Origin of the sequence: Thermomonas sp., assembly GCF_047606765.1 — a bacterium.
In the GTDB taxonomy this organism is placed as follows: domain Bacteria; phylum Pseudomonadota; class Gammaproteobacteria; order Xanthomonadales; family Xanthomonadaceae; genus Thermomonas.
This window is the reverse complement of the sequence record NZ_JASGED010000022.1, coordinates 40,251-60,562: the sequence shown is the minus strand read 5'-3', so window position 1 is coordinate 60,562 and position 20,312 is coordinate 40,251. Positions and strand designations below refer to the sequence as shown.

The following is a 20,312-nucleotide window of genomic DNA, read 5'->3' as shown; positions in this document are numbered from 1 at the left end:
TGCCGCGCGCGCCCTTCAGCTTCAGCAGCATCTTGCGGTTGGGCGGGTTGCGATGCACCGGCACTTCGATCTTCTTCTTGCCGGACAGGTATTGCCCGGTCAGCGAGCGCGGTGCTTTCAAGACGTCGGCAAGCTGGCCCTGCGCGACCACTTCGCCGCCATGCACGCCCGCGCCGGGGCCGATATCGACGATGTAATCGGCAAGCCGGATCGCGTCCTCGTCGTGTTCCACCACCAGCACCGTGTTGCCAAGGTCGCGCAACCGCGTCAGCGTGCCCAGCAGACGTTCGTTGTCGCGCTGGTGCAGGCCGATGGACGGCTCGTCCAGCACGTACATCACGCCGACAAGGCCCGCGCCGATCTGTGACGCCAGCCGGATGCGCTGCGCCTCGCCGCCGGACAGCGAATCCGCCTTGCGTTCCAGCGTCAGGTAATCGAGGCCCACATCGACAAGGAAGCCCAGCCGCTCGCGGATTTCCTTGACGATCTTGGTGGCGATCTCGCCGCGCCAGCCCGGCAGCTTCAGGCCGTCGAAGAAGGCAAGGCAGGCGTCGATGGGCAGCACGCCGATCTCGTGCAGCGGCCTGTCGGCCACGAACACGTTGCGCGCACTGCGGTTCAGGCGTGCGCCATCGCATTCGGGGCAGGGGCGCTCGCTGATGTACTTCGACAGTTCCTCGCGCACCGCCGCGCTTTCGGTTTCGCGATAGCGGCGTTCAAGGTTCGGCACGATCCCTTCGAAGGCGTGCTTGCGCTGGTACTTGTTGCCGTTCTCGCCGACATAGACCAGGTTGATGATCTCCTTGCCGCTGCCGTGCAGGATGATCTGGCGGATGTCCTCCGGCAGCAGTTGCCACGGCAGGTCAACGTCGAAGCGGTAATGCTTCGCCAAGGATGTAATCATCGAGAAGTAGTAGGCGTTGCGGCGGTCCCAGCCGCGCATCGCGCCCGCCGCCAGCGACAGCTCCGGGTGTGCCACCACCCGCGTCGGGTCGAAGAACTGGGCCACGCCCAGTCCATCGCAGCCGGGACAGGCGCCGACCGGCGAGTTGAACGAGAACAGCCGCGGCTCCAGCTCCGGCAGCGAGTAGTCGCAGACCGGGCAGGAGTAGCGCGAAGAGAACAGCAGCGGGTCGCGTTCCGGTTGATCCATCGATTGCACGATGGCCATGCCGTCACCCAGCTTCAGCGCGGTCTCGAACGATTCCGCAAGCCGCTGGCGAATGTCCGCGCGCGGCTTGAAACGGTCGATGACGGCCTCGATGGTGTGCTTTTGTCGCAACGCCAGCGTTGGTACGGCATCGATTTCGTGCAGCATGCCGTTCACCCGCACGCGCACGTAGCCCTGTGCACGCAACTGGTCGAACACCTGCACATGCTCGCCCTTGCGCTCGCGCACCACCGGCGCCAGCAGCATCCAGCGCTGGCCGGCCAGCGCTTCGTCGGCCTCCATCGCCAGCACCTGGTCGACCATCTGGCTGACCGTCTGCGCTTCCAGCGGGAAGTGGTGGTCGGGGCAACGCGGCGTGCCCACACGCGCGTACAGCAGGCGCAGGTAGTCGTGGATCTCGGTGATGGTGCCGACGGTGGAACGCGGGTTATGGCTGGTCGATTTCTGCTCGATGGAAATCGCCGGCGACAGGCCTTCGATATGGTCGAGATCAGGTTTATCCATCACGCTGAGGAACTGCCGCGCATAGGCAGACAGCGATTCGACATAGCGGCGCTGGCCTTCGGCATAGATCGTGTCGAACGCCAGCGACGACTTGCCGGAGCCGGACAGGCCGGTGATCACGATCAGCTTGTCGCGTGGCAGGTCAAGGTCGATGTTCTTGAGGTTGTGCGTCCGTGCGCCGCGGATGCGGATGTAGTCCAGCGCCATCGGTGGAGTCCTGCGGGGGTGGGGGAGGCCGGCAACGGACTGACGACCAATCGGGCAGCGTACCGAGGCTCCGATTTGGGGGCAAATGGCGGGATATCCAGCGCGCTGGCAGGCGATGCTTCAGGGGCAGTATTGCGATTGCTGCCGCACCACGTCTTCCAGCAGCGCCTGCCTGCCCTTGGTCGAAGCGTTGGCGCTCAGTACTCGCGCCGCTTCGGCAAGCCCATCGCAGGGATTGTCGGAATAACCTGCCGGCCACAGCAGCGCTTGTGACAGCTTGCGCACCACGTCTGCAAGGCTGCCTGGCCCTCGCATGCGGAACCGCTCGGGCGGGCCGCGCCGGATGGGGTTGTGGCTGACCATCGGACTTTTACGCTCAAAGCGAATGCCATCGTCCTTGCTGGAAGCCGCTTGCGGCTCCCAGCTGTCATCGGCATCGATGATGGTCAGCGTTGGCGTTGTGGCGTCGGCATCACCGGGGTTTTGAGGCGTAGCAGCGTTGGCGTGCGTGCGCGATGGCCTGGTTTGGCTGCGAGCTGGATCGGACTGATGGGCTTCGACTGGCGCGTGCTTCACTGGCGGCGGCAGGTCGATGTACACCAGCGTCATTGACGGAGCAGTGCCATCGGCCTCAGGTCGTGGCCGCATCAAAACCCAGACGCCCAGCAGGTGAAGCAGGGCAACCAGCAGCCAGACAGCGCCTTTTTCAGGCGCATCGGTGAACCAGAGCCGAACGCTGTGTTGTTCCATCGATGGCGTTCATGGCTCCCGGGCACGGCGCTTGGACGCAGATTGGCGGGAAAAGTTCCCTAAGCCAGCCAATCTTCCAGCCGCAAACCCGCCACGCGGACGAACTCCCGCGTGTTGTGGGTCACCAGCACTGCGTCATGTGCGCGGGCGGTGGCCGCGATCAGCAGGTCGTTCGAGCCGATGGGCTGGCCCTGGATGGCGAGGTCGGCACGGATCATTGCGGCTTCTTCGGCGCAGCGGTCGTCGAAGGGCAGGCTGGGCAAGGGAGCGAAGAATTGCGCCAGCAGTTGCAGGTTGGCCTGCACGCGCTGGCTGTGACGTGCGCCGTACAGCAGTTCGCTCTTGACCACGCTGCACAACAGGACTTCTTCCGGTCTGCATTGCCGGATACGTGCTGCCGCGCCTGCGTGGCTTTGGTTCAACAGCGCGATGCAGGTGTTGGAATCGAGCAGGTACATGCCTCTGGTGCCGGATCAGCCATCGAACCTGACGCAATCGCCAGGTTCAAGGATGTCCTGTGTCGGGCGAACCAGTGGCTCGCCTTCCCACGCACCGAACAGGTCGAAATAGCCCTCCGGCCACCCGGTCTCGGTGTCTTTGCGGATCAATGCGGCCAGATAGCGCGACACCGGCATGCCGGCCTGTTTTGCCTTGTCATTCAAACGCTTGGCAACGTCATCCGGGACATAGCAATGGAGTTGCGTCATGTCTGCCTCCGAATCTATGTGGCATATGTGGCGTGTATGGTAGCGCTTGACCCTGCTGCCCGGCCACCGCTGTGCTGGCTATCGGGTTCAGGTTGCGCCAAGTCGTTGCCCCGCTTACAATTCCGCTTCTGTCCGCCCGCATGCCTCTTTGGCATGTAGCAGGCAGAACATCAGAATAACTACAGAACCGAGAGACTCATCATGTACGCAGTACTGGTCACCGGCGGTAAGCAATACCGCGTGATGCAGGGCGAAACGCTCCGCGTCGAACTGCTCGAAGCCGAAGCCGGCAGCGAGATCAAGCTGGACAACATCCTGATGCTGGGCGATGCCGATGGCATCAAGCTGGGCGATGCGCTGAAGGGCGCTTCGGTCACCGCCAAGGTGATCGGTCACGGTCGCGCCGACAAGGTGCGCATCGTGAAGTTCCGCCGCCGCAAGCACCATCGCAAGCAGATGGGCCACCGCCAGCATTACACCGAAATCGAAATCACCGGCATCGCCGGCTAAGCATTAGGAGAATCCGTCATGGCACATAAAAAGGGCGTAGGCTCCTCGCGCAACGGTCGCGATTCCAACCCGAAGTACTTGGGCGTCAAGATCTACGGTGGCCAGGCCATCGAGGCCGGCAACATCATCGTCCGCCAGCGTGGCACCCAGTTCCATCCGGGTTCCGGCGTGGGCCTGGGGCGCGACCACACCCTGTTCGCGCTGGTCGATGGCACGGTGGAGTTCACCACCAAGGGCCCGAAGAAGCGCCGCACGGTCAACGTCGTCGCCGCGCAGTAAGCGCTCCGACACGGTTGCGAGAAGCCCCGCCTCGGCGGGGTTTTTCGTTTCTATCTCGTCATTCCGGCGAAAGCCGGAATCCAGTTTTGGCTCTCAATCCGAAGAGCTGGATCCCGGCTTTCGCCGGGATGACGGCAAAAAAGCAGCTACGCTTCCATCCTCTATCTGTATCCCGGTTCCCATGAAACTCGTTGACGAAGCCGAAATCACGGTCACCGCCGGCAATGGCGGCAATGGCTGCATCGCGTTCCGCCGCGAGAAGTTCATCCCGCTGGGTGGCCCCAATGGTGGCGACGGTGGTGACGGTGGCGATGTCTGGCTTCAGGCCGATGAAAACCTCAACACGCTGGTCGATTTCCGCCACGAGACCCGCTTCAAGGCACAGCGTGGCGAGAACGGCATGGGTAGCCAGATGTACGGCAAGGCCGGCGAGGACAAAACCATCGTCGTGCCGGTCGGCACCGTGGTCCACAACGTGGACACCGACGAGATCATCGGCGACCTGACCGAACACGGGCAGCGCCTGCTGGTTGCCAAGGGCGGCAAGGGTGGCCTTGGCAATATGCACTTCAAGAGTTCGGTCAACCGCACGCCGCGCCGGGCCACGCCGGGAACCGAGGGCGAGCAGCGCACGTTGCGGCTGGAGCTGAAATTGCTGGCCGACGTGGGCCTGCTGGGTTTCCCGAATGCCGGCAAATCCACCTTCATCCGCGCGGTGTCGGCGGCCACGCCGAAGGTGGCGGACTATCCGTTCACCACGCTGTACCCGAACCTTGGCGTGGTCAGCGTGGAGCCGGGGCGCAGCTTCGTGATTGCCGACATCCCCGGCCTGATCGAAGGCGCGGCGGACGGTGCCGGCCTTGGTAGCCTGTTCCTGCGCCATGTGCAGCGCACGCGCCTGCTGCTGCATCTGGTTGACGTGGCACCCATGGATATGGGCGATGGCAGTGCGGTTTCGCCGGCGGAGCAGGTGCGCGCGATCGAGGCCGAACTGCGCAAGTACGACCCGGACATGCTGGAAAAGCCGCGCTGGCTGATCCTCAACAAGGCTGATCTGATGTTCGAGGACGAAGCGCAGGCGGCAGCGCAGGCCATCGTTGACGAGCTTGGCTGGAAGGAACCGTGGTATCTGGTGTCCGCGCTCGGCCGCGAAGGCACCTGGCCGATCATGCTGGCGGTGCAGGCGTTCTTCGACCGGCTGCGTGAGGACGCACTGGAAGCGCAGGCGCAGGGCGATGCCGTCTGACTTCCCCGTAGATGCGGAGCTTGCTCCGCATGGCGTTCGTGCCGAGCAAGCTCGGCACCTACGGTTCAAGCGGCCCGAGCAAGCTCGGCACCTATGGTGTGATGGGGCTAAAACAAAAAGCCCCGCCGAAGCGGGGCTTTTCGCCGAATCCCGTCACCGTGGATCAGGCAGCCTTGAGCGCCTTGATGCGGGCGGTCAGGCGGGCCTTGTGACGGGCGGCCTTGTTCTTGTGGATCAGGCCGCGAGCGGCGAAGCGATCCAGCAGCGGCTGCGCGCTGGCGAAAGCGGCGGTTGCGGCTTCGGCATCGTTGGCGTCGAGCGCCTTGATCACCTTCTTGACGGCGGTGCGCAGCTGCGAGCGCTGGGCGACATTGCGTTCGTTGCGCACGATGGTCTGCTTGGCGCGCTTCTTGGCGGACTTGATATTGGCCACGAGGTAAATCCTGGGGTGTCTGTTGTTTGGGCGGGTGAAACCGTCCGCTGGCAGACTTGCCTACGGACGAAGGATTCGGGAAGACTCAAAATTATGGACGATCAAGCACTTGGGGTCAACATGCCACGATCCACAGCGATCAGCCGGGCGGTGCAGGCATGAGCCGGCTGCTGCGATCCACCGCCGTATTCAGTGCGATGACCTTCGTGTCCCGCGTGTCCGGGCTGGTGCGCGACCAGATCTACGCCATCGTGTTCGGGGCGAACCCGGCAATGGACGTGTTCGTCGCCGCCTTCCGCATCCCCAACTTCATGCGCCGGCTGTCCGCCGAGGGCTCGTTCTCGATGGCCTTCGTGCCGGTGCTGGCCGAATACAAGGAAAAGCACGGGCCGGCGGCGGTGCGCGAACTGATCGACCGGGTGACCGGCACCCTGCTGGCCGGGCTGCTGGTAGTCACCGCCGTGGTGCTGCTGGCGGCACCATGGTTGGGGCAGTTGATCGCGCCGGGTTTCGTCGCTGGCAGCGCGAAATACGACTTGTTCGTCGAGATGCTGCGGATCACCTTCCCGTATGCGCTGTTCATCTCGCTGGCGTCGCTGGCTGGCAGCATTCTCAACAGTTACCAGCGCTTCGCGGTGCCGGCGCTGTCGCCGGTGCTGTTGAACCTCGCGATGATTTCGGCGGCACTGGTGGCTGGGACGTGGTTCGATGGCTCGGTCAAGGTGCTGGGCTGGGGCGTGTTCGCCGCCGGCATCCTGCAACTGGTGTTCCAGTTGCCGTTCCTGTCACGGCTTGGCCTGCTGCCGCGCCCACGGCTGGATCTTGCCCATGCCGGGGTGCGCAAGATCCTGAAGCTGATGGTGCCAACGCTGTTCGGCTCGTCGGTGGTGCAGTTCAACCTGCTGTTCAACACGATGGCGGCATCGTTCCTGATCGGCGGCAGCATGACCTGGCTGTACTACAGCGACCGCCTGCTGGAGTTCCCGCTGGGCATGTTCGGGGTGGCGATCGGCTCGGTGATCCTGCCGCACCTGTCCAGCCGGCATGCGGCCAGCGATCCCGATGGGTTTTCGAAAGGGCTGGATTGGGGCTTCCGGCTATGCCTGCTGGTCGGCTTGCCGGCCTGCGCGGGATTGGTGCTGTGCGCTGAACCGCTGATCGCCACGTTGTTCCAGTACCGCAACTTCGGCGAGCTGGACGCGCGCATGGCCAGCTGGAGCCTGATCGCGCAGTCCACGGCGGTACCGGCCTTCCTGCTGGTCAAGGTGCTGGCACCGGCGTTCTATGCGCGGCAGGACACGCGCACGCCGGTGCGTGCTGCAGTGGTGGCGGTACTGACCAATGCGCTGTGTACGGTCGGGCTGTTCGCCGGCCTGCTGTATGCCTCGTCCACGGGGCAGGCGGCGCTGGCGGCAGCGGGTGGCGGGTGGCGGCAGGCATTGGCCAGCATCCACGGCACGCATGCCTTGCTGGCGCTGGCGATCGCCATTGCCGGTTGGGTCAATGCACTGCAATTGGCCTGGTTGCTGCGCCGGGCCGGTGTGTATCGCCGCCAGCCGGGCTGGGGCCGTTTTCTCGTGCAGTTGATGGCGGCAATGCTGGCACTGGTGCTGGTGGTGCTGGCATTGCGCTTTGCCTGGCCGGAATGGAGTCAATGGGACTGGTGGGAGCGCGGCTGGCGGCTTGCCGGCACGGTGGGTGCGGGCGCGGTGGCGTATGCCGGCGTGTTGCTGGCGATGGGCATGCGCCTGCGCGACCTGCGCCATTGAGAACGGCCTGGTTGCTGCGCCGCCGCTATACTTCATGCCATCGTCCCTGATGAAGAGCCCGGCCATCCGTGGCCGGACTTTCCAATTGTCATGAATCTCCTGTTCCGCGATGCCGGCTCCTCATCGGAGCGTAGTGGGGTGCTCTACCCCGAAGGCAGCGTGGTCTGCATCGGTGCCTTCGACGGCCTGCACCTGGGTCATCGCGCGCTGGTGGGCCGCGCGGTCGCGCGTGCGCGTGAACTCGGCGTGCCAGCGGTGGCGCTCAGCTTCGAGCCGCTGCCGCGCGAGTTCTTCGCGAAGGATGCCAAGCCGCCGCGCCTGATGCTGCCGCGCGGCAAGCTGGAAGGGCTGCGCGGTCTTGGCGTTGATGGCGTGGGCCTGCTGCGCTTCGATGCGAAGCTGGCCGCGATGCCGGCGGAAGATTTCATCCGCAAGCTGCTGGTGCAGCGCCTGCATGCGCGTGAGGTCTGGGTTGGCCCGGATTTCCGCTACGGCAAGGGTCGCACCGGCGACATCGCGTTGTTGCAGGCGATGGGCGAAACCCTGGGCTTCGCTGCGCACGCCATTGATCCGGTGCATTGCCCGGATGGCGAGCGCGTGTCCAGCACCCGCATCCGCGCCGCGCTGGTCGAGGGTGACTTCGCCCATGCCGCGCGCCTGCTGGGCCGTCCCTATGCCATCGCCGGCCACGTTGTGCACGGCAAGCAACTGGGCCGCACGCTGGGTTTCCCCACTGCCAACCTGCGTTTCGGCGGCAAGACGCCTGCACTGCGCGGCATCTATGCAACATGGGTACACGGTGTGGCAGACGCACCATGGCCGTCGGTGTCCAGCTTCGGCACCCGGCCCACGGTGGCCGGCGTGGAGCCGTTGCTGGAAGCCCATCTGTTCGACTTCGAAGGCGATCTGTACGGGCGTCGCATTGAAGTCGAGTTCGTCGCCCGCCTGCGCGACGAGGAAAAGTTCCCCGACCTGCCGTCACTCGTTGCACAAATGCAGCGTGATGATGCGCAGGCGCGTGCCATTCTTCATCAACACGAACCACAGCGAGCCATCGCGTGAGCGACAAGACTGACAACCCTTACAAGTCCACCATCCTGCTGCCGGAAACCGCGTTTCCGATGCGCGGCGACCTGCCCAAGCGCGAGCCGGATACGCTGGCGCGCTGGGAGTCAGAAGGGCTGTATGCGCAGATTCGCGAGGTCGCGCAGGGCCGCCCGCAGTTCGTGCTGCACGATGGCCCGCCGTATGCGAATGGCGCGATCCATCTGGGTCACGCGGTCAACAAGATCCTCAAGGACATCATCGTCAAGTCGAAGACGGTGGCTGGTTTCGATGCGCCCTACATCCCGGGCTGGGACTGCCACGGCCTGCCGATCGAGATCGCCATCGAAAAGAAATGGGGCAAGGTTGGCGTGAAGCTGGACGCGGCGGCGTTCCGGCAGAAATGCCGCGAATACGCGCTGGAGCAGATCGACGTGCAGCGCCGCGACTTCAAGCGGCTCGGCGTGCTCGGTGACTGGGAGCGTCCGTACCGCACGCTGGACTTCCGCTTCGAGGCCGATGAAATCCGCGCACTGGCGAAGGTGGTGGAAAACGGCCACCTGCTGCGCGGCGTGAAGCCGGTCTATTGGTGCTTCGACTGCGGCAGTGCGCTGGCCGAGGCCGAAATCGAATATCAGGACAAGGTCAGCCCTGCGGTCGATGTGGCCTATGCCGCGCGCAATCCGCAACAGGTCAGCCGCGCGTTCGGCAGCGAGTTGCCGGAAGAGGTTGAAGTCGCGTTGCCGATCTGGACGACCACGCCGTGGACGCTGCCGGCATCGCTCGCTATTTCGCTGGGGCCGGAACTCGAATACGTGTTGGTCGAAGGCCCGGCCAAGGCCGACGGTACGCGCCGATGGCTGGTGCTGGCCGAAGCGCTGGCCGAGAAGGCACTGAAGCGCTATGGCGTGGATGAAGTGACTGTTCTTGGTCGCGCGCAGGGCGAAAAACTCGAAGGCATGTTGTTCGCGCATCCGTTCTATGCGGAGCGCGACATCCCGATCCTGCTGGGCGATCACGTCAGTGCCGAGGATGGTACCGGCGCGGTGCATACCGCGCCCGGTCATGGTCAGGAAGACTTCGTGGTGGGCCAGAAGTACGGCCTTGTCGAGAAGTACACGGCGGCGCAACTCAACCCGGTAGATGGTCGCGGCGTGTATCTGCCTTCGACGCCGCCAGCGGGCGAAGTCGATCTGACCCAGTTGCACGTGTGGAAGGCCAACGACGCCATCGTCGAAGTGCTGCGCGGCAACGGCGCGCTGCTGGCGTTTGCGCCGCTCAAGCACAGCTATCCGCACTGCTGGCGGCACAAGACGCCGATCGCGTTCCGCGCCACGCCGCAGTGGTTCATTTCGATGGAACAGGCTGGCCTGCGCCGTGATGCGCTGGACGCGATCAAGGGCGTGAAGTGGTACCCGGAATGGGGTGAGGCGCGCATCGCCGGCATGATCGAAGGCCGCCCGGACTGGACGATTTCGCGCCAGCGCACCTGGGGCGTGCCGATTGCGTTGTTCGTTCATCGCGAAACCGGCGATATCCATCCGCGCAGCGTGGAACTGATGCGCGCGGTTGCCGACAAGGTGGAGCAGGGCGGCATTGACGTCTGGTATGCGCTGGATGCCGCCGAGTTGCTGGGCGATGAGGCATCGCAGTACGAGAAGATCACCGACATCCTCGATGTCTGGTTCGACTCCGGCGTGACACACGAGGGCGTGCTGCTGGAGCGGGCCTTAAGCAAGCCGGCCGACCTGTATCTGGAAGGTTCCGACCAGCATCGCGGCTGGTTCCAGAGCTCGCTGCTTACCGGCGTTGCCATCGACAAGGCTGCGCCGTATCGCCAGTGCCTGACGCACGGTTTCACGGTCGATGAGCATGGCCGCAAGATGTCGAAGTCGCTGGGCAACGGCATCGAACCGCAGGACATCATGAAGACCTTGGGCGCGGACATCCTGCGCCTGTGGATCGCCAGCGCCGACTACAGCAACGAGATGTCGCTGTCGCAGGAAATCCTGAAGCGCAATGCCGATGCCTACCGCCGCATCCGCAACACCGCGCGCTTCCTGCTGGGCAACCTGCACGGCTTCGACCCGGCGCGTGACCTGCTGCCGCTGGATGAGATGGTGGCGCTGGATCGTTGGGCCGTGCATCGCGCATGGCAGGTGCAGGAGCAGATCGCCGCCGCGTATGCGAATTACGACTTCGCCGCCGTGGTGCAGGCGCTGATGAACTTCTGCAGCGTTGACCTTGGTTCGCTGTATCTCGATGTCACCAAGGATCGCCTCTACACCATGCGCGAGGATTCGCGCGGGCGGCGCAGCGCACAGGGCGCGATGTTCCGCATCGCCGAAGCCTTCGTGCGCTGGATCGCGCCGATCCTGAGCTTCACCGCAGACGAGATGTGGGGTTATCTCCCCGGCGAACGTGCAGGCAACGTGCTGTTCACCGTCTGGTACGACGGTCTTGCGCCGCTGCCGGACGATGCACCGCTGTCGGTTACCGATTTCGACGGCCTGCTGCAACTGCGCGAGCAGGTGGCGAAGGCGCTGGAACCGATGCGCGCCGCAGGGCAGATCGGTGCGGCGCTGGAAGCCGAAATCGAACTGCGTTGCAACGTGGCCGACCAGAACTGGCTGCTGCCGGTTGTCGATGAACTGCGCTTCCTGCTGATAAGCGGTGACGTGCGCATCGTGCCGGATGCGCAGGCCAGCTTCATCGGCGTGTTCGCGCAGCCGACTGCCAAACCCAAGTGCGTGCGCTGCTGGCACCATCGCAGTGATGTGGGCATGCACGCCACGCATCCGCTGCTGTGCGGGCGCTGCGTGGGCAATGTGGACGGGCCGGGCGAGGAACGGAAGTACTTCTGATGGCAACCGTGAAGCCCAATGCACTGCCGTGGCTCGGCGTTTCCGCGCTGGTGCTCGTCCTCGATCAATGGACGAAGGCATGGGTGCTGAAATCACTGCCGGAATACACCGCAGTTCCCGTCATCGATGGTTTCTGGAACTGGTACCGCACCTACAACACCGGCGCGGCCTTCAGCTTCCTGGCTGATGCCGGCGGCTGGCAGAAGTGGTTCTTCATGGCGCTGGCCTTCGGCATCAGCGGGCTGATGGCGTGGATGCTGTCACGCATTGCGCGCGGCGACTGCAAGCAGGCGCTGCCGCTGGCGCTGGTGATCGGCGGCGCGCTGGGCAATCTCATCGACCGCTTCGCGCATGGCCATGTCGTCGATTTCATCCAGTGGTACGTCGGCGAACACTACTGGCCGTCCTTCAACCTCGCCGATTGCGCGGTGGTCGGTGGTGCCATCGGCATCGGCCTGTTCGGCCTGCTGTCCGGAAAGTCGAAGAAGGCGGGATAATCACGGCATGGATGTGTTGCTCGCCAATCCCCGTGGTTTCTGTGCCGGCGTGGATCGCGCCATCGAAATCGTCAAGCGCGCCATCGAGACGCTGGGCGCGCCGATCTACGTGCGTCACGAAGTCGTCCACAACCGCTTCGTGGTGGATGACCTGAAGGCGCGCGGCGCGATCTTTGTCGAAGAACTGGATGAAGTGCCGGACGGCAACACGGTGATCTTCAGCGCCCACGGTGTGTCCAAGGCCGTGCGCGAGGAAGCCGACCGGCGCGGCCTGAAAGTATTCGACGCCACCTGCCCGCTGGTGACAAAAGTCCATCTGGAAGTCGCGCGCCAATGCCGTCATGGCCGCGACATGGTGTTGATCGGCCACGCCGGCCATCCGGAAGTGGAAGGCACGATGGGGCAATGGAGCCGTGAAGGCGGCACCGGTACGATCCATCTGGTCGAAGACATCGACGATGTCGCCACGCTGGCACTGGCGCAGCCCGAAAACTGCACGTTCACGACCCAGACCACGCTCAGCGTGGATGACACCCGCGACATCATCGCCGCGCTGAAGGCGAAGTTCCCGGCCATCCAGGGCCCGAAGAACGACGACATCTGCTACGCCACCCAGAACCGACAGGACGCCGTGCGCGAACTGGTGGGCGAGGGCTGCGACGCCGTGCTGGTGGTCGGCTCGCCCAATTCCTCCAATTCCAACCGCCTGCGCGAACTGGCGCAGCGCGAAGGTGCCGCCGCATGGTTGATCGACGGTGCAGACGAAATCGACCCCGCTTGGATCGCAGGCCGTCGCCGCATCGGCGTGACCGCCGGCGCCTCCGCCCCGGACGTGCTGGTGCGCGGCGTGCTGGAGCGCCTGCACGACCTTGGCGCGGCCAGTGTCCGCGAGCTGCACGGTGAGCCGGAGGACATGGTGTTCGCCCTGCCCAAGGAACTGCGCCTGCGGCTGGTGGACTGACCCGGTTGCCGTTAGAATGGCAGCCCCGCCGAAGTAGCTCAGTCGGTAGAGCAACTGATTCGTAATCAGTAGGTCGGAGGTTCGATTCCTCTCTTCGGCACCAGTGTTGCAGGAAGCCCCGCGAAAGCGGGGCTTTTCGTTTGCGGTCTCGGCAAATGCGACGGTCGGCGGCTACAGTGTCGCTTTCCGCAGCACGCATCCTTCGCATGTCGAAAAGCAGCAAAACTCGTACCACCTACGTCTGTTCCGACTGCGGGGCCGATCACGCCAAGTGGCAGGGCCAGTGCGAGGCCTGCGGCGCATGGAACACGCTGGCGGAGATCGCGCTGGAAAGCGCCGTGCAGGCCAAGTCCCCGGCTTCGCGTCGCAGTGGCTGGGCGGGCAAGTTGGATGCGCCGAAGATCACTGCGCTGGCCGATGTACGCATCGACGCGCAGGCGCGCGCGTCCACCGGCATCGGCGAGTTCGACCGCGTGCTGGGTGGCGGCTTGGCCGAAGGTGCGGTGGTGCTGGTCGGCGGTGATCCCGGCATCGGCAAATCGACCTTGCTGTTGCAGGCGCTGGCGAAGATGGCACCGGCCTTGCCCGGTCTTTATGTCACTGGTGAGGAATCGCTGGCGCAGGTCGCTGGCCGCGCGCAGCGGCTGGGCCTGCCGCTGGAGGGCTTGAACGCGCTTGCGGAAACCTGCGTCGAACGCATCCTTGAGCAGGCGATTGCATCGAAGCCGCGCTTGCTGGTCGCCGATTCCATCCAGACCCTTTGGACGGATACGCTGACCGCCGCGCCCGGTTCGGTGAGTCAGGTGCGCGAGGCGGCAGCGCGGCTGGTGCGCTACGCCAAGGAAACCGGCACCGCAGTGTTCCTTGTTGGTCATGTGACGAAGGAGGGCGGCATCGCCGGTCCGCGCGTGCTGGAGCACATGGTTGATGCGGTGCTGTATTTCGAGGGCGATGCCGGCAGCCGCTTCCGCGTGCTGCGCGCGTTCAAGAACCGCTTCGGCGCGGTCAACGAACTGGGCGTGTTCGCGATGTCCGACGGCGGTCTGCGCGAAGTGTCGAATCCTTCGGCGATCTTCCTGTCCGGCACCGGCGCGCCGCAGCCCGGTAGTTGCGTGATGGTCACGCGCGAGGGCACGCGCCCGCTGCTGGTGGAAGTGCAGGCGCTGGTGGATGCCTCGCCGCTGTCCAATCCGCGCCGGGTCGTCGTCGGGCTGGAAGGCAACCGGCTGGCGATGCTGCTGGCGGTGCTGCATCGCCACGGCGGGGTGATGGTGGGCGACCAGGACGTGTTCGTGAACGTGGTCGGCGGTATCCGCGTGCAGGAAACCGCCGCCGACCTGCCGGTGCTGCTGGCGGTGCTGTCCTCGTTGCGCGATGCGCCGTTGCCCGAGAAAACCATCGCGTTCGGCGAAGTCGGTTTGTCCGGTGAAATCCGCCCGGTGCCGAACGGCGAGGAACGGTTGAAGGAAGCGGCGACGCATGGCTTCAAGCGCGCCATCGTGCCGAAAGCGAATGCCCCGAAGTCGGGCAGCTACAAGGGCATGGAGGTGATCGCGGTGGAGCGACTGGCGGACGCGCTGGAACAGGCCTGAGCGTTCTGCCTCAATGCCCGCCACCAGCGGCACCACCGATCTTCGCCGAAAATGGCGGCTTCGCCAGCCACACGAACAGGATCACGCCGAGGAAGATGATCCCGAGCAGGTGGAAGATTTCATTGAAGCCGATCTGCGCGGCCTGATTGGAAATCATCCGTTCCAGTACTGCCGCGCCGCGTTGCAGGTCGCCGCCGCCCAGCTGCATCACCTTTTCCATCGTGGCCGGATCCTGGGCGGAAATCCTTTCGGTCATGTGCGCGTGGTGTACCGCGCCGCGTTCGGTCCACGCATAGGTGGTCAGCGATGCGGCGAAGCTGCCGCCCAGCGTGCGCACGAAGGTGGCAAGGCCGGAGCCGGCGGCGATTTCGTGCGGTTCAAGATCGGACAGCAGGATTTGCAGCACCGGCATGAAGAACAGCGCCACGCCGATGCCCTGGAACAACTGCACCCATGCCACATGGGCGAAATCCACGTCGAGGTTGAAGTGCGAGCGGGTGAAGCTGGTCAGCGACATCGCGATGAAGGCGAAGCTGGCGAGCACGCGCAGGTCGAAGCGGTTGGCGTACTTGCCCACGAACGGCGTCAGCAGCACCGGCAGGATGCCGATGGGCGCGGTGGCAAAGCCGGCCCAGATCGCGGTGTAGCCAAGATTGCGTTGCAGCCACAGCGGCACCAGGATGCCGACGCTGAAGAACGCGCCGTAGGCCACGGTCATCGCGATGGTGCCGGCGCGGAAGTTGCGATGGCGGAACAGGCGCAGGTTGACGATGGGATCCTTGTCGGTCAGTTCCCAGATCACGAACACCGCCAGCGAAATCGCGGAGACGATGGACAGCGACACGATCGTGGTGGAGGCGAACCAGTCCTCGTCATTGCCCAGGTCCAGCAGGATCTGCAATGCGCCCACGCCCAGCACCAGCGTGGCAAGGCCGATGTAGTCCATCTTCGGCTTTTCCAGCCGCTCGGGCCGGCCCTTCAACTGCCGGCCCACTACCATGCTGGCGAAGATGCCGATGGGGATGTTGATGAAGAAAATCCATTCCCAGCTGTAGTTGTCGGTGATCCAGCCGCCGAGGATCGGCCCGGCAATCGGCGCGACCACGGTCACCATCGCCAGCAAGGCGATGGCCTGCCCACGCCGCGCGGGCGGGTAGATCGACAGCAGCAGCGCCTGCGTGATCGGGTACATCGGCCCGGCCACGAAGCCCTGCAGTGCGCGCGCCACCACCAGCAGGCCCATGCTGTGGGCGATGCCGCACAGGAACGAGGCAAACACGAAGGCCAGTGTGGACCACATGAACAGCTTGCGTTCGCCGAAACGGCGCGCCAGCCAGCCGGTCAGCGGCAGGGCAATCGCGGTGCTGACCGCGAACGAGGTGATGACCCAGGTCGCCTGATTGGCGCTGCCGCCGAGGTTGCCGCTGATGGTGGGCAGCGAGACGTTGGCGATGGTGGTGTCCAGCACCTGCATGAACGAGGCCAGCGCCAGCCCCAACGTGGTCAGTGCCACGCTGGGCGGGCGGAAGTCTGCCGGCTTCGCCGCGGCTGCCGGGCCGGATGCTGCGTCTTGCGCGATGGTGGACATGCGGCGTCAGGTTTCGATGAAGGTGCAGGAGCGGCAGCGCGATGGCTGCCGGCTGGCGGTACCCGTCGCCACGAGGAGAGGGGGAGGGAACGGTGCGCCGCCAGCGCGACTCCTGCGTAAGGGGGTCAGGACTTGCGGCCCTGCGGCAGGTTGTCGCCGATGACTTTTTCGATCAGCGCATCGGCGTCGTGCAGTTGTTTTGCATACGCCTGCGTGGCGTGAACCGGCTGCGCGGGCAATGCGGCAGGCAATACGCCGCCATCCTGCTCGCGGATGCTCACATCGACAGACATGCTCATGCCAAGGCGCAATGGATGCTCGGCCAGTTGCTTCGGGTCCAGTTCGATGCGCACCGGCACGCGCTGCACGATCTTGATCCAGTTGCCGCTGGCGTTCTGCGCCGGCAGCAGGGCGAACGCGCTGCCGGTGCCCAGCCCGAGGCTGACCAGCTTGCCGTCGTATTCCACATCGCTGCCATAGACATCGGCGGTCAGTTTCACCGGCTGGCCCAGACGCATGTTGCGCAGCTGGGTTTCCTTGAAATTGGCATCGACCCACACCTGATCCAGCGGCACCACCGCCATCAATGCAGCGCCGGGCTGCACGCGCTGGCCAAGTTGCACCGCGCGCTTGGCGATGAAGCCATCGATCGGCGCGACGATCTGCGCGCGTTGCAGCGCCAGATACGCCTGCCGCAACTGCGCGGCGGCTGCCTGCACCTGCGGCTGGTTGGCAACGGTGGTGGCATCGATCAGTGCGCGGCTGCGCGACAACTGCCCGTGCGATGACGACAGCGCGGCTTCTGCTGCCTGCAATTGCGCGCGTGCATGCGCGAGTTCTTCCGATGACACCGCGCCGCTTGCCACCAATCCGCTGCGGCGGGCCACGTCGGCACGCGCCTGCGTAACGGCGACTTCGCGCGCGGCGATGTCGGCCTGCGCGGCATCCACGCTGCTGTACAGGCCGCGCACCTGACGCACGGTGCCGGCAAGATTGGCAACCGCCTGTTCGTAGGCGACCTTGGCGTCGTTCGGATCAAGTTGCACCAGCACTTGCCCGGCCTGCACCCGCATGCCGTCTTCAGCATTGATTGCCACCACCGTGCCCGGCGTCTGCGGGGTGATGCTGACGATGTTGCCCTGCACGTAGGCGTCGTCGGTGTCCTGATGCCAGCGCGCGACCAGCAGGTAATACGCCAGCCATGCGATGCCGGCCAGCAGCACGGCAAGAAGCAGGATCAGCAGCGCGCGCTTGCGCTTGCTGGTGGGTGGCTGGAGTGCGCTTTGCGAAGCCGGCAGCGAAGCAGCCGGGCCGGCGGATGTATTGGGCGTGGTTTCGGTGGTCATGGCTGCGACGGATTGGATGCGGTGATGGCGGGCGCTTCGACGGCAAGGCCACCGCCGAGTGCGCGATTCAGGTCGATGGCGGCGACGTAGCGCTGTGCGCGCACGCCGGCGATTTGCTGTTCAAGCTGCAGCAGCGGTTTCTGCGCGGCGAGCACATCGAGTTGGGTGCCAAGGCCGGCGCGATGGCGCTGGCCGGCAAGTTCATATGCGGATGCTGCGGCAGCGCGCGCCTGTTCCAGTGACGTGGCCTGCGCATCCAGCGCGCGGATCGCCTGCACGGCATCGGTGGTTTCGTGCAGGCCGGCAATCACGGTGCTGTTGTAATCGGCAACGGCGAGGTCGTAGTCAGCATCGCGCGCGGCAAGGTTGTTGCGCAACTGGCCGCCATCGAAGATCGGCAGGCTGATGGCCGGGCCACCGAAGCCCAGCAGCGAATCGCTGCGGAACAGATCATCGAAGTTCACTGCGGCAAGCCCCACCAGCGCGCTGATGTCGATGCTGGGCTTGAACTTTGCCTGCGCGGACTTGATGCCCTGCGCGGCGGCTTCCACCCGCCAGCGCGCGGCCACCACGTCGGGGCGATGACCCAGCAGTTCACTGGGCAGCGCGGCGGGCAGTGCCGGCGCGGGTGCCTGCAACAACTGCGGGCGCTGGATGGACAGGCCGCGATCCGGGCCCTGGCCGACCAGTGCCGCAAGCGCATTGCGCAATGCGTCGATCTGTTGCTGCGCAGCGTGTTGCTGCGCCTTGGCGGTGGCGATCAGTGTCTCGGCATTGCGCAGTGAGATGCGGTTGTCGATGCCGGCATCGACGCGCTGCTTGCCAAGCGCGTGCAGGCGTTCGCTGCGCGCCTGTTCGCGCTGGGCGATGTCGAGTGCGTCGAAGGCCTGTGCGAGTGCGACATAGCCGCGTGCCACGTTCGCCGCCAGCGCCAGCCGTGCGGCATGTGCATCGACCTCGCTGGCGCGGGCCTGGCCCAGCGCGGCTCTGTAATCGGCACGCTTGCCGCCCCAGATGTCCAGCGGCAGGGCGAAGTTCGCCATCAGCATCGCGTTGTGCATCAGCTTGCCGCCGATCTCCTCGCCGGCCAGTCCTTCGGGCAGTTGTGCCGTCGCGTACTGCCCACTTGCGCCCAGCGTCGGCTTGCGCGCGGCATCGGCCAGCCCGGCCTGTGCCTGCGCCTTGCGCACGCGCGCATCGGCGGCATCCAGCGAAGGCGCGCTGGCCAGTGCTTCGTCGATCAGCGCATCCAGTTGCGGGTCGCCCAGGGCTTTCCACCATTGCGCGTCGGGCCAGGCGGCATCGGAGATGCGTGCATCGGCCAGCGCGCGGCTGGCCTGCAGGGATGCGGTATCGCGCAGTTGTCCTTGCGGTGCGATGCCGCCGGTGGAGGCGCAGCCTGCCAGCAGCAGGCCAGCGGCCACGGCGAGCGCGAGGGGAAGGAATCTGGACATGGGTCAGTCCGTCGAAAGAAGGTTGTCGCGGGCCTGCTCCAGCAGGCGGGTCAGTTGCGCGCGGGTGGCATCGTCCATGCCGCGCAGCGCACGTTCGCGCACGCGCTGGCCGCATTGGTCAACGTCGCGCCACATCTCGCGCCCGGCATCGGTCAGGTGGATGTGCAGGGCGCGACGGTCGTCGGGATCGGCCACCCGCACCAGCAGGCCGCGCGCTTCCAGCTTGTCCAGCAGGCGGGTCATCGCGCCGGGGTTGAGGTCGGCGGCGCGGGCGAGCTCGGTGACGCTGGCGGTGCCTGCGGCCAGCCGCTTGATCGCGATGAACTGGCTGAAGGTCAGGTCATGGCCGGCGTCGGCCAGTTCCTGCGCCATCCGCGCCCACATGGCATCGCGCACTTGCCGGAACAGCAGGCCGAGGGCGGAGCCGGTGCAGGCTTCAGTTGGCGTGGCGGGCGTGTTCATGGGGCGGCATCTTGCTCGCCCATGCAATAGTTGTCAATGCAAATATTTTGCCTGCAAACGTATTCGAGCAGGCTCAACGCCAACAACGAAACCCAACGGCGGTGGTAGATGCGGAGCTTGCTCCGCATTCGGCTCAGCCCGTGCGATGCAGCACCAGTTCCAGCACGATCTTGCTGCCGAAGAAGGCCAGGATCAGCAGCGCCATCGCCGCCAGCGTCAATCGCACGGCGGTGGCACCACGCCAGCCGCGCCGCCACCTGCCCAGCAGTAGCGCGCCAAACACCAGCCACGACAGCACGCTGAGCACGGTCTTGTGGACGAGGTGCTGGCCCAGCAGGTCATCGACGAACAGCACGCCGGTGAGCAGGGTGGCGGTCAGCAGCACGAAGCCCACGGCAATGCTGCGGAACAGCAGGCTTTCAAGCTCGGTCAGCGGCGGCAGGGCGCGCAGCCAGCGGTGGAACTGGCGCTGGCGCAGCGCACGCTCCTGCGCCCACAGGAAGATCGCCAGCAGGGCAGACACCGCCAGCGTGGCATAGGCCAGCAGGGCCAGCCATGCGTGCAGTTGCAGCCGCCAGCCAAGTTCATTGGCGTTATCGGAATGTCCCTGCGCGTGATAGGCCAGCAGGCTGAGCGCCGCCAGCGGGAACACCACCACGCCGAGAGCCTGCATGCGCCCGAATGCGCCGTAGGCGGTGGTCAGCGCGGCCATGCCCAGCCCGACCAGCGACAGCGCGGCGAAGAGGTGCATGTCCGGCCCCTGCAGCAGACGCCAGGCTTCCGCGTGGGTTTCGGCATGGAACAGGACGGCCAGCACCGCCAGCGGAATCCAGCCCCGGTGCTGGACGGCATCGCGCGCGCTGGCGTGCCAGAGCAGCACGGCTGCGGCCGCATACAGTGCAGTGGCGATGAGAACCATTGTCATCCC

19 protein-coding genes and 1 tRNA gene are annotated in these 20,312 nt (G+C 65.4%); 10 read left to right on the top strand and 10 right to left on the bottom strand.

Annotated features, from left to right (window positions below):
• The 4 genes from uvrA to QM612_RS02530 form a co-directional block, all read right to left on the bottom strand.
• A partial coding sequence (uvrA, locus tag QM612_RS02545) for an excinuclease ABC subunit UvrA (RefSeq protein ID WP_415252325.1) occupies positions 1-1,882 on the bottom strand: 1,882 nt, incomplete at its 3' end.
• Between the two features lie 120 nt (positions 1,883-2,002).
• Positions 2,003-2,632 carry a hypothetical protein gene (locus tag QM612_RS02540; RefSeq protein ID WP_415252324.1) on the bottom strand — a complete coding sequence of 210 codons (630 nt, stop codon included), beginning with the start codon at positions 2,630-2,632 and terminating at the stop codon, positions 2,003-2,005.
• A 59-nt stretch (positions 2,633-2,691) separates the two neighbouring features.
• Positions 2,692-3,090: a type II toxin-antitoxin system VapC family toxin gene (locus QM612_RS02535; RefSeq protein ID WP_415252323.1), complete on the bottom strand. Its 399-nt coding sequence runs from the start codon at positions 3,088-3,090 to the stop codon at positions 2,692-2,694.
• Between the two features lie 15 nt (positions 3,091-3,105).
• Positions 3,106-3,339, bottom strand: coding sequence for a hypothetical protein (locus tag QM612_RS02530; RefSeq protein ID WP_415252322.1), 234 nt, complete (start codon positions 3,337-3,339; stop codon positions 3,106-3,108).
• Positions 3,340-3,540: 201 nt separating this feature from the next.
• On the opposite strand from QM612_RS02530, the gene rplU reads away from it, so the two are divergent.
• From rplU to obgE, 3 genes are all read left to right on the top strand, one after another.
• Positions 3,541-3,849 (top strand): 50S ribosomal protein L21, encoded by a 309-nt coding sequence (gene rplU, locus QM612_RS02525; RefSeq protein WP_415252321.1) that lies wholly within the window; start codon positions 3,541-3,543, stop codon positions 3,847-3,849.
• 18 nt (positions 3,850-3,867) lie between these two features.
• Complete coding sequence (rpmA, locus tag QM612_RS02520; protein ID WP_415252320.1) at positions 3,868-4,128, top strand: 50S ribosomal protein L27; 261 nt, start codon at positions 3,868-3,870, stop codon at positions 4,126-4,128.
• Between the two features lie 181 nt (positions 4,129-4,309).
• Positions 4,310-5,374, top strand: a complete 1,065-nt coding sequence (gene obgE / locus QM612_RS02515) for a GTPase ObgE (protein ID WP_415252319.1) — start codon at positions 4,310-4,312, stop codon at positions 5,372-5,374.
• 163 nt (positions 5,375-5,537) lie between these two features.
• Here the strand turns inward: obgE and rpsT are convergent, their stop codons facing one another.
• Positions 5,538-5,807 carry a 30S ribosomal protein S20 gene (gene rpsT, locus QM612_RS02510; RefSeq protein WP_415252318.1) on the bottom strand — a complete coding sequence of 90 codons (270 nt, stop codon included), beginning with the start codon at positions 5,805-5,807 and terminating at the stop codon, positions 5,538-5,540.
• A gap of 158 nt (positions 5,808-5,965) precedes the next feature.
• On the opposite strand from rpsT, the gene murJ reads away from it, so the two are divergent.
• The 7 genes from murJ (at position 5,966) to radA (ending at position 14,534) form a co-directional block, all read left to right on the top strand.
• Entirely contained in the window at positions 5,966-7,576 is a 1,611-nt protein-coding gene (gene murJ, locus QM612_RS02505) for a murein biosynthesis integral membrane protein MurJ (RefSeq protein WP_415252317.1), read from the top strand.
• A 90-nt stretch (positions 7,577-7,666) separates the two neighbouring features.
• On the top strand, positions 7,667-8,638 hold the full coding sequence (locus QM612_RS02500) for a bifunctional riboflavin kinase/FAD synthetase (RefSeq protein ID WP_415252316.1): 972 nt from the start codon (positions 7,667-7,669) through the stop codon (positions 8,636-8,638).
• A gap of 59 nt (positions 8,639-8,697) precedes the next feature.
• Entirely contained in the window at positions 8,698-11,484 is a 2,787-nt protein-coding gene (gene ileS / locus QM612_RS02495) for an isoleucine--tRNA ligase (protein ID WP_415252329.1), read from the top strand.
• A complete protein-coding gene (gene lspA, locus QM612_RS02490; protein ID WP_415252315.1) occupies positions 11,484-11,981 on the top strand; it encodes a signal peptidase II in 498 nt (165 codons plus the stop codon). The genes ileS and lspA overlap by 1 nt, the downstream gene beginning before the upstream one ends.
• Before the next feature lie 7 nt (positions 11,982-11,988).
• Complete coding sequence (ispH, locus tag QM612_RS02485) at positions 11,989-12,942, top strand: 4-hydroxy-3-methylbut-2-enyl diphosphate reductase (protein ID WP_415252314.1); 954 nt, start codon at positions 11,989-11,991, stop codon at positions 12,940-12,942.
• A gap of 27 nt (positions 12,943-12,969) precedes the next feature.
• A tRNA-Thr gene (locus QM612_RS02480) sits at positions 12,970-13,045 on the top strand.
• Positions 13,046-13,148: 103 nt separating this feature from the next.
• Entirely contained in the window at positions 13,149-14,534 is a 1,386-nt protein-coding gene (gene radA / locus QM612_RS02475; protein ID WP_415252313.1) for a DNA repair protein RadA, read from the top strand.
• Between the two features lie 10 nt (positions 14,535-14,544).
• On the opposite strand, the gene QM612_RS02470 is transcribed toward radA, so the two are convergent.
• The 5 genes from QM612_RS02470 to QM612_RS02450 form a co-directional block, all read right to left on the bottom strand.
• Entirely contained in the window at positions 14,545-16,122 is a 1,578-nt protein-coding gene (locus tag QM612_RS02470; RefSeq protein ID WP_415252312.1) for a DHA2 family efflux MFS transporter permease subunit, read from the bottom strand.
• A gap of 125 nt (positions 16,123-16,247) precedes the next feature.
• On the bottom strand, positions 16,248-17,468 hold the full coding sequence (locus QM612_RS02465; protein WP_415252311.1) for an efflux RND transporter periplasmic adaptor subunit: 1,221 nt from the start codon (positions 17,466-17,468) through the stop codon (positions 16,248-16,250).
• Positions 17,465-18,922 (bottom strand): efflux transporter outer membrane subunit, encoded by a 1,458-nt coding sequence (locus tag QM612_RS02460; protein WP_415252310.1) that lies wholly within the window; start codon positions 18,920-18,922, stop codon positions 17,465-17,467. Before QM612_RS02460 ends, QM612_RS02465 begins: the two co-directional genes overlap by 4 nt.
• A gap of 3 nt (positions 18,923-18,925) precedes the next feature.
• Entirely contained in the window at positions 18,926-19,384 is a 459-nt protein-coding gene (locus QM612_RS02455) for a MarR family winged helix-turn-helix transcriptional regulator (protein ID WP_415252309.1), read from the bottom strand.
• A 133-nt stretch (positions 19,385-19,517) separates the two neighbouring features.
• Complete coding sequence (locus QM612_RS02450) at positions 19,518-20,309, bottom strand: inner membrane protein YpjD (RefSeq protein ID WP_415252308.1); 792 nt, start codon at positions 20,307-20,309, stop codon at positions 19,518-19,520.
• Positions 20,310-20,312: the final 3 nt, after the last annotated feature.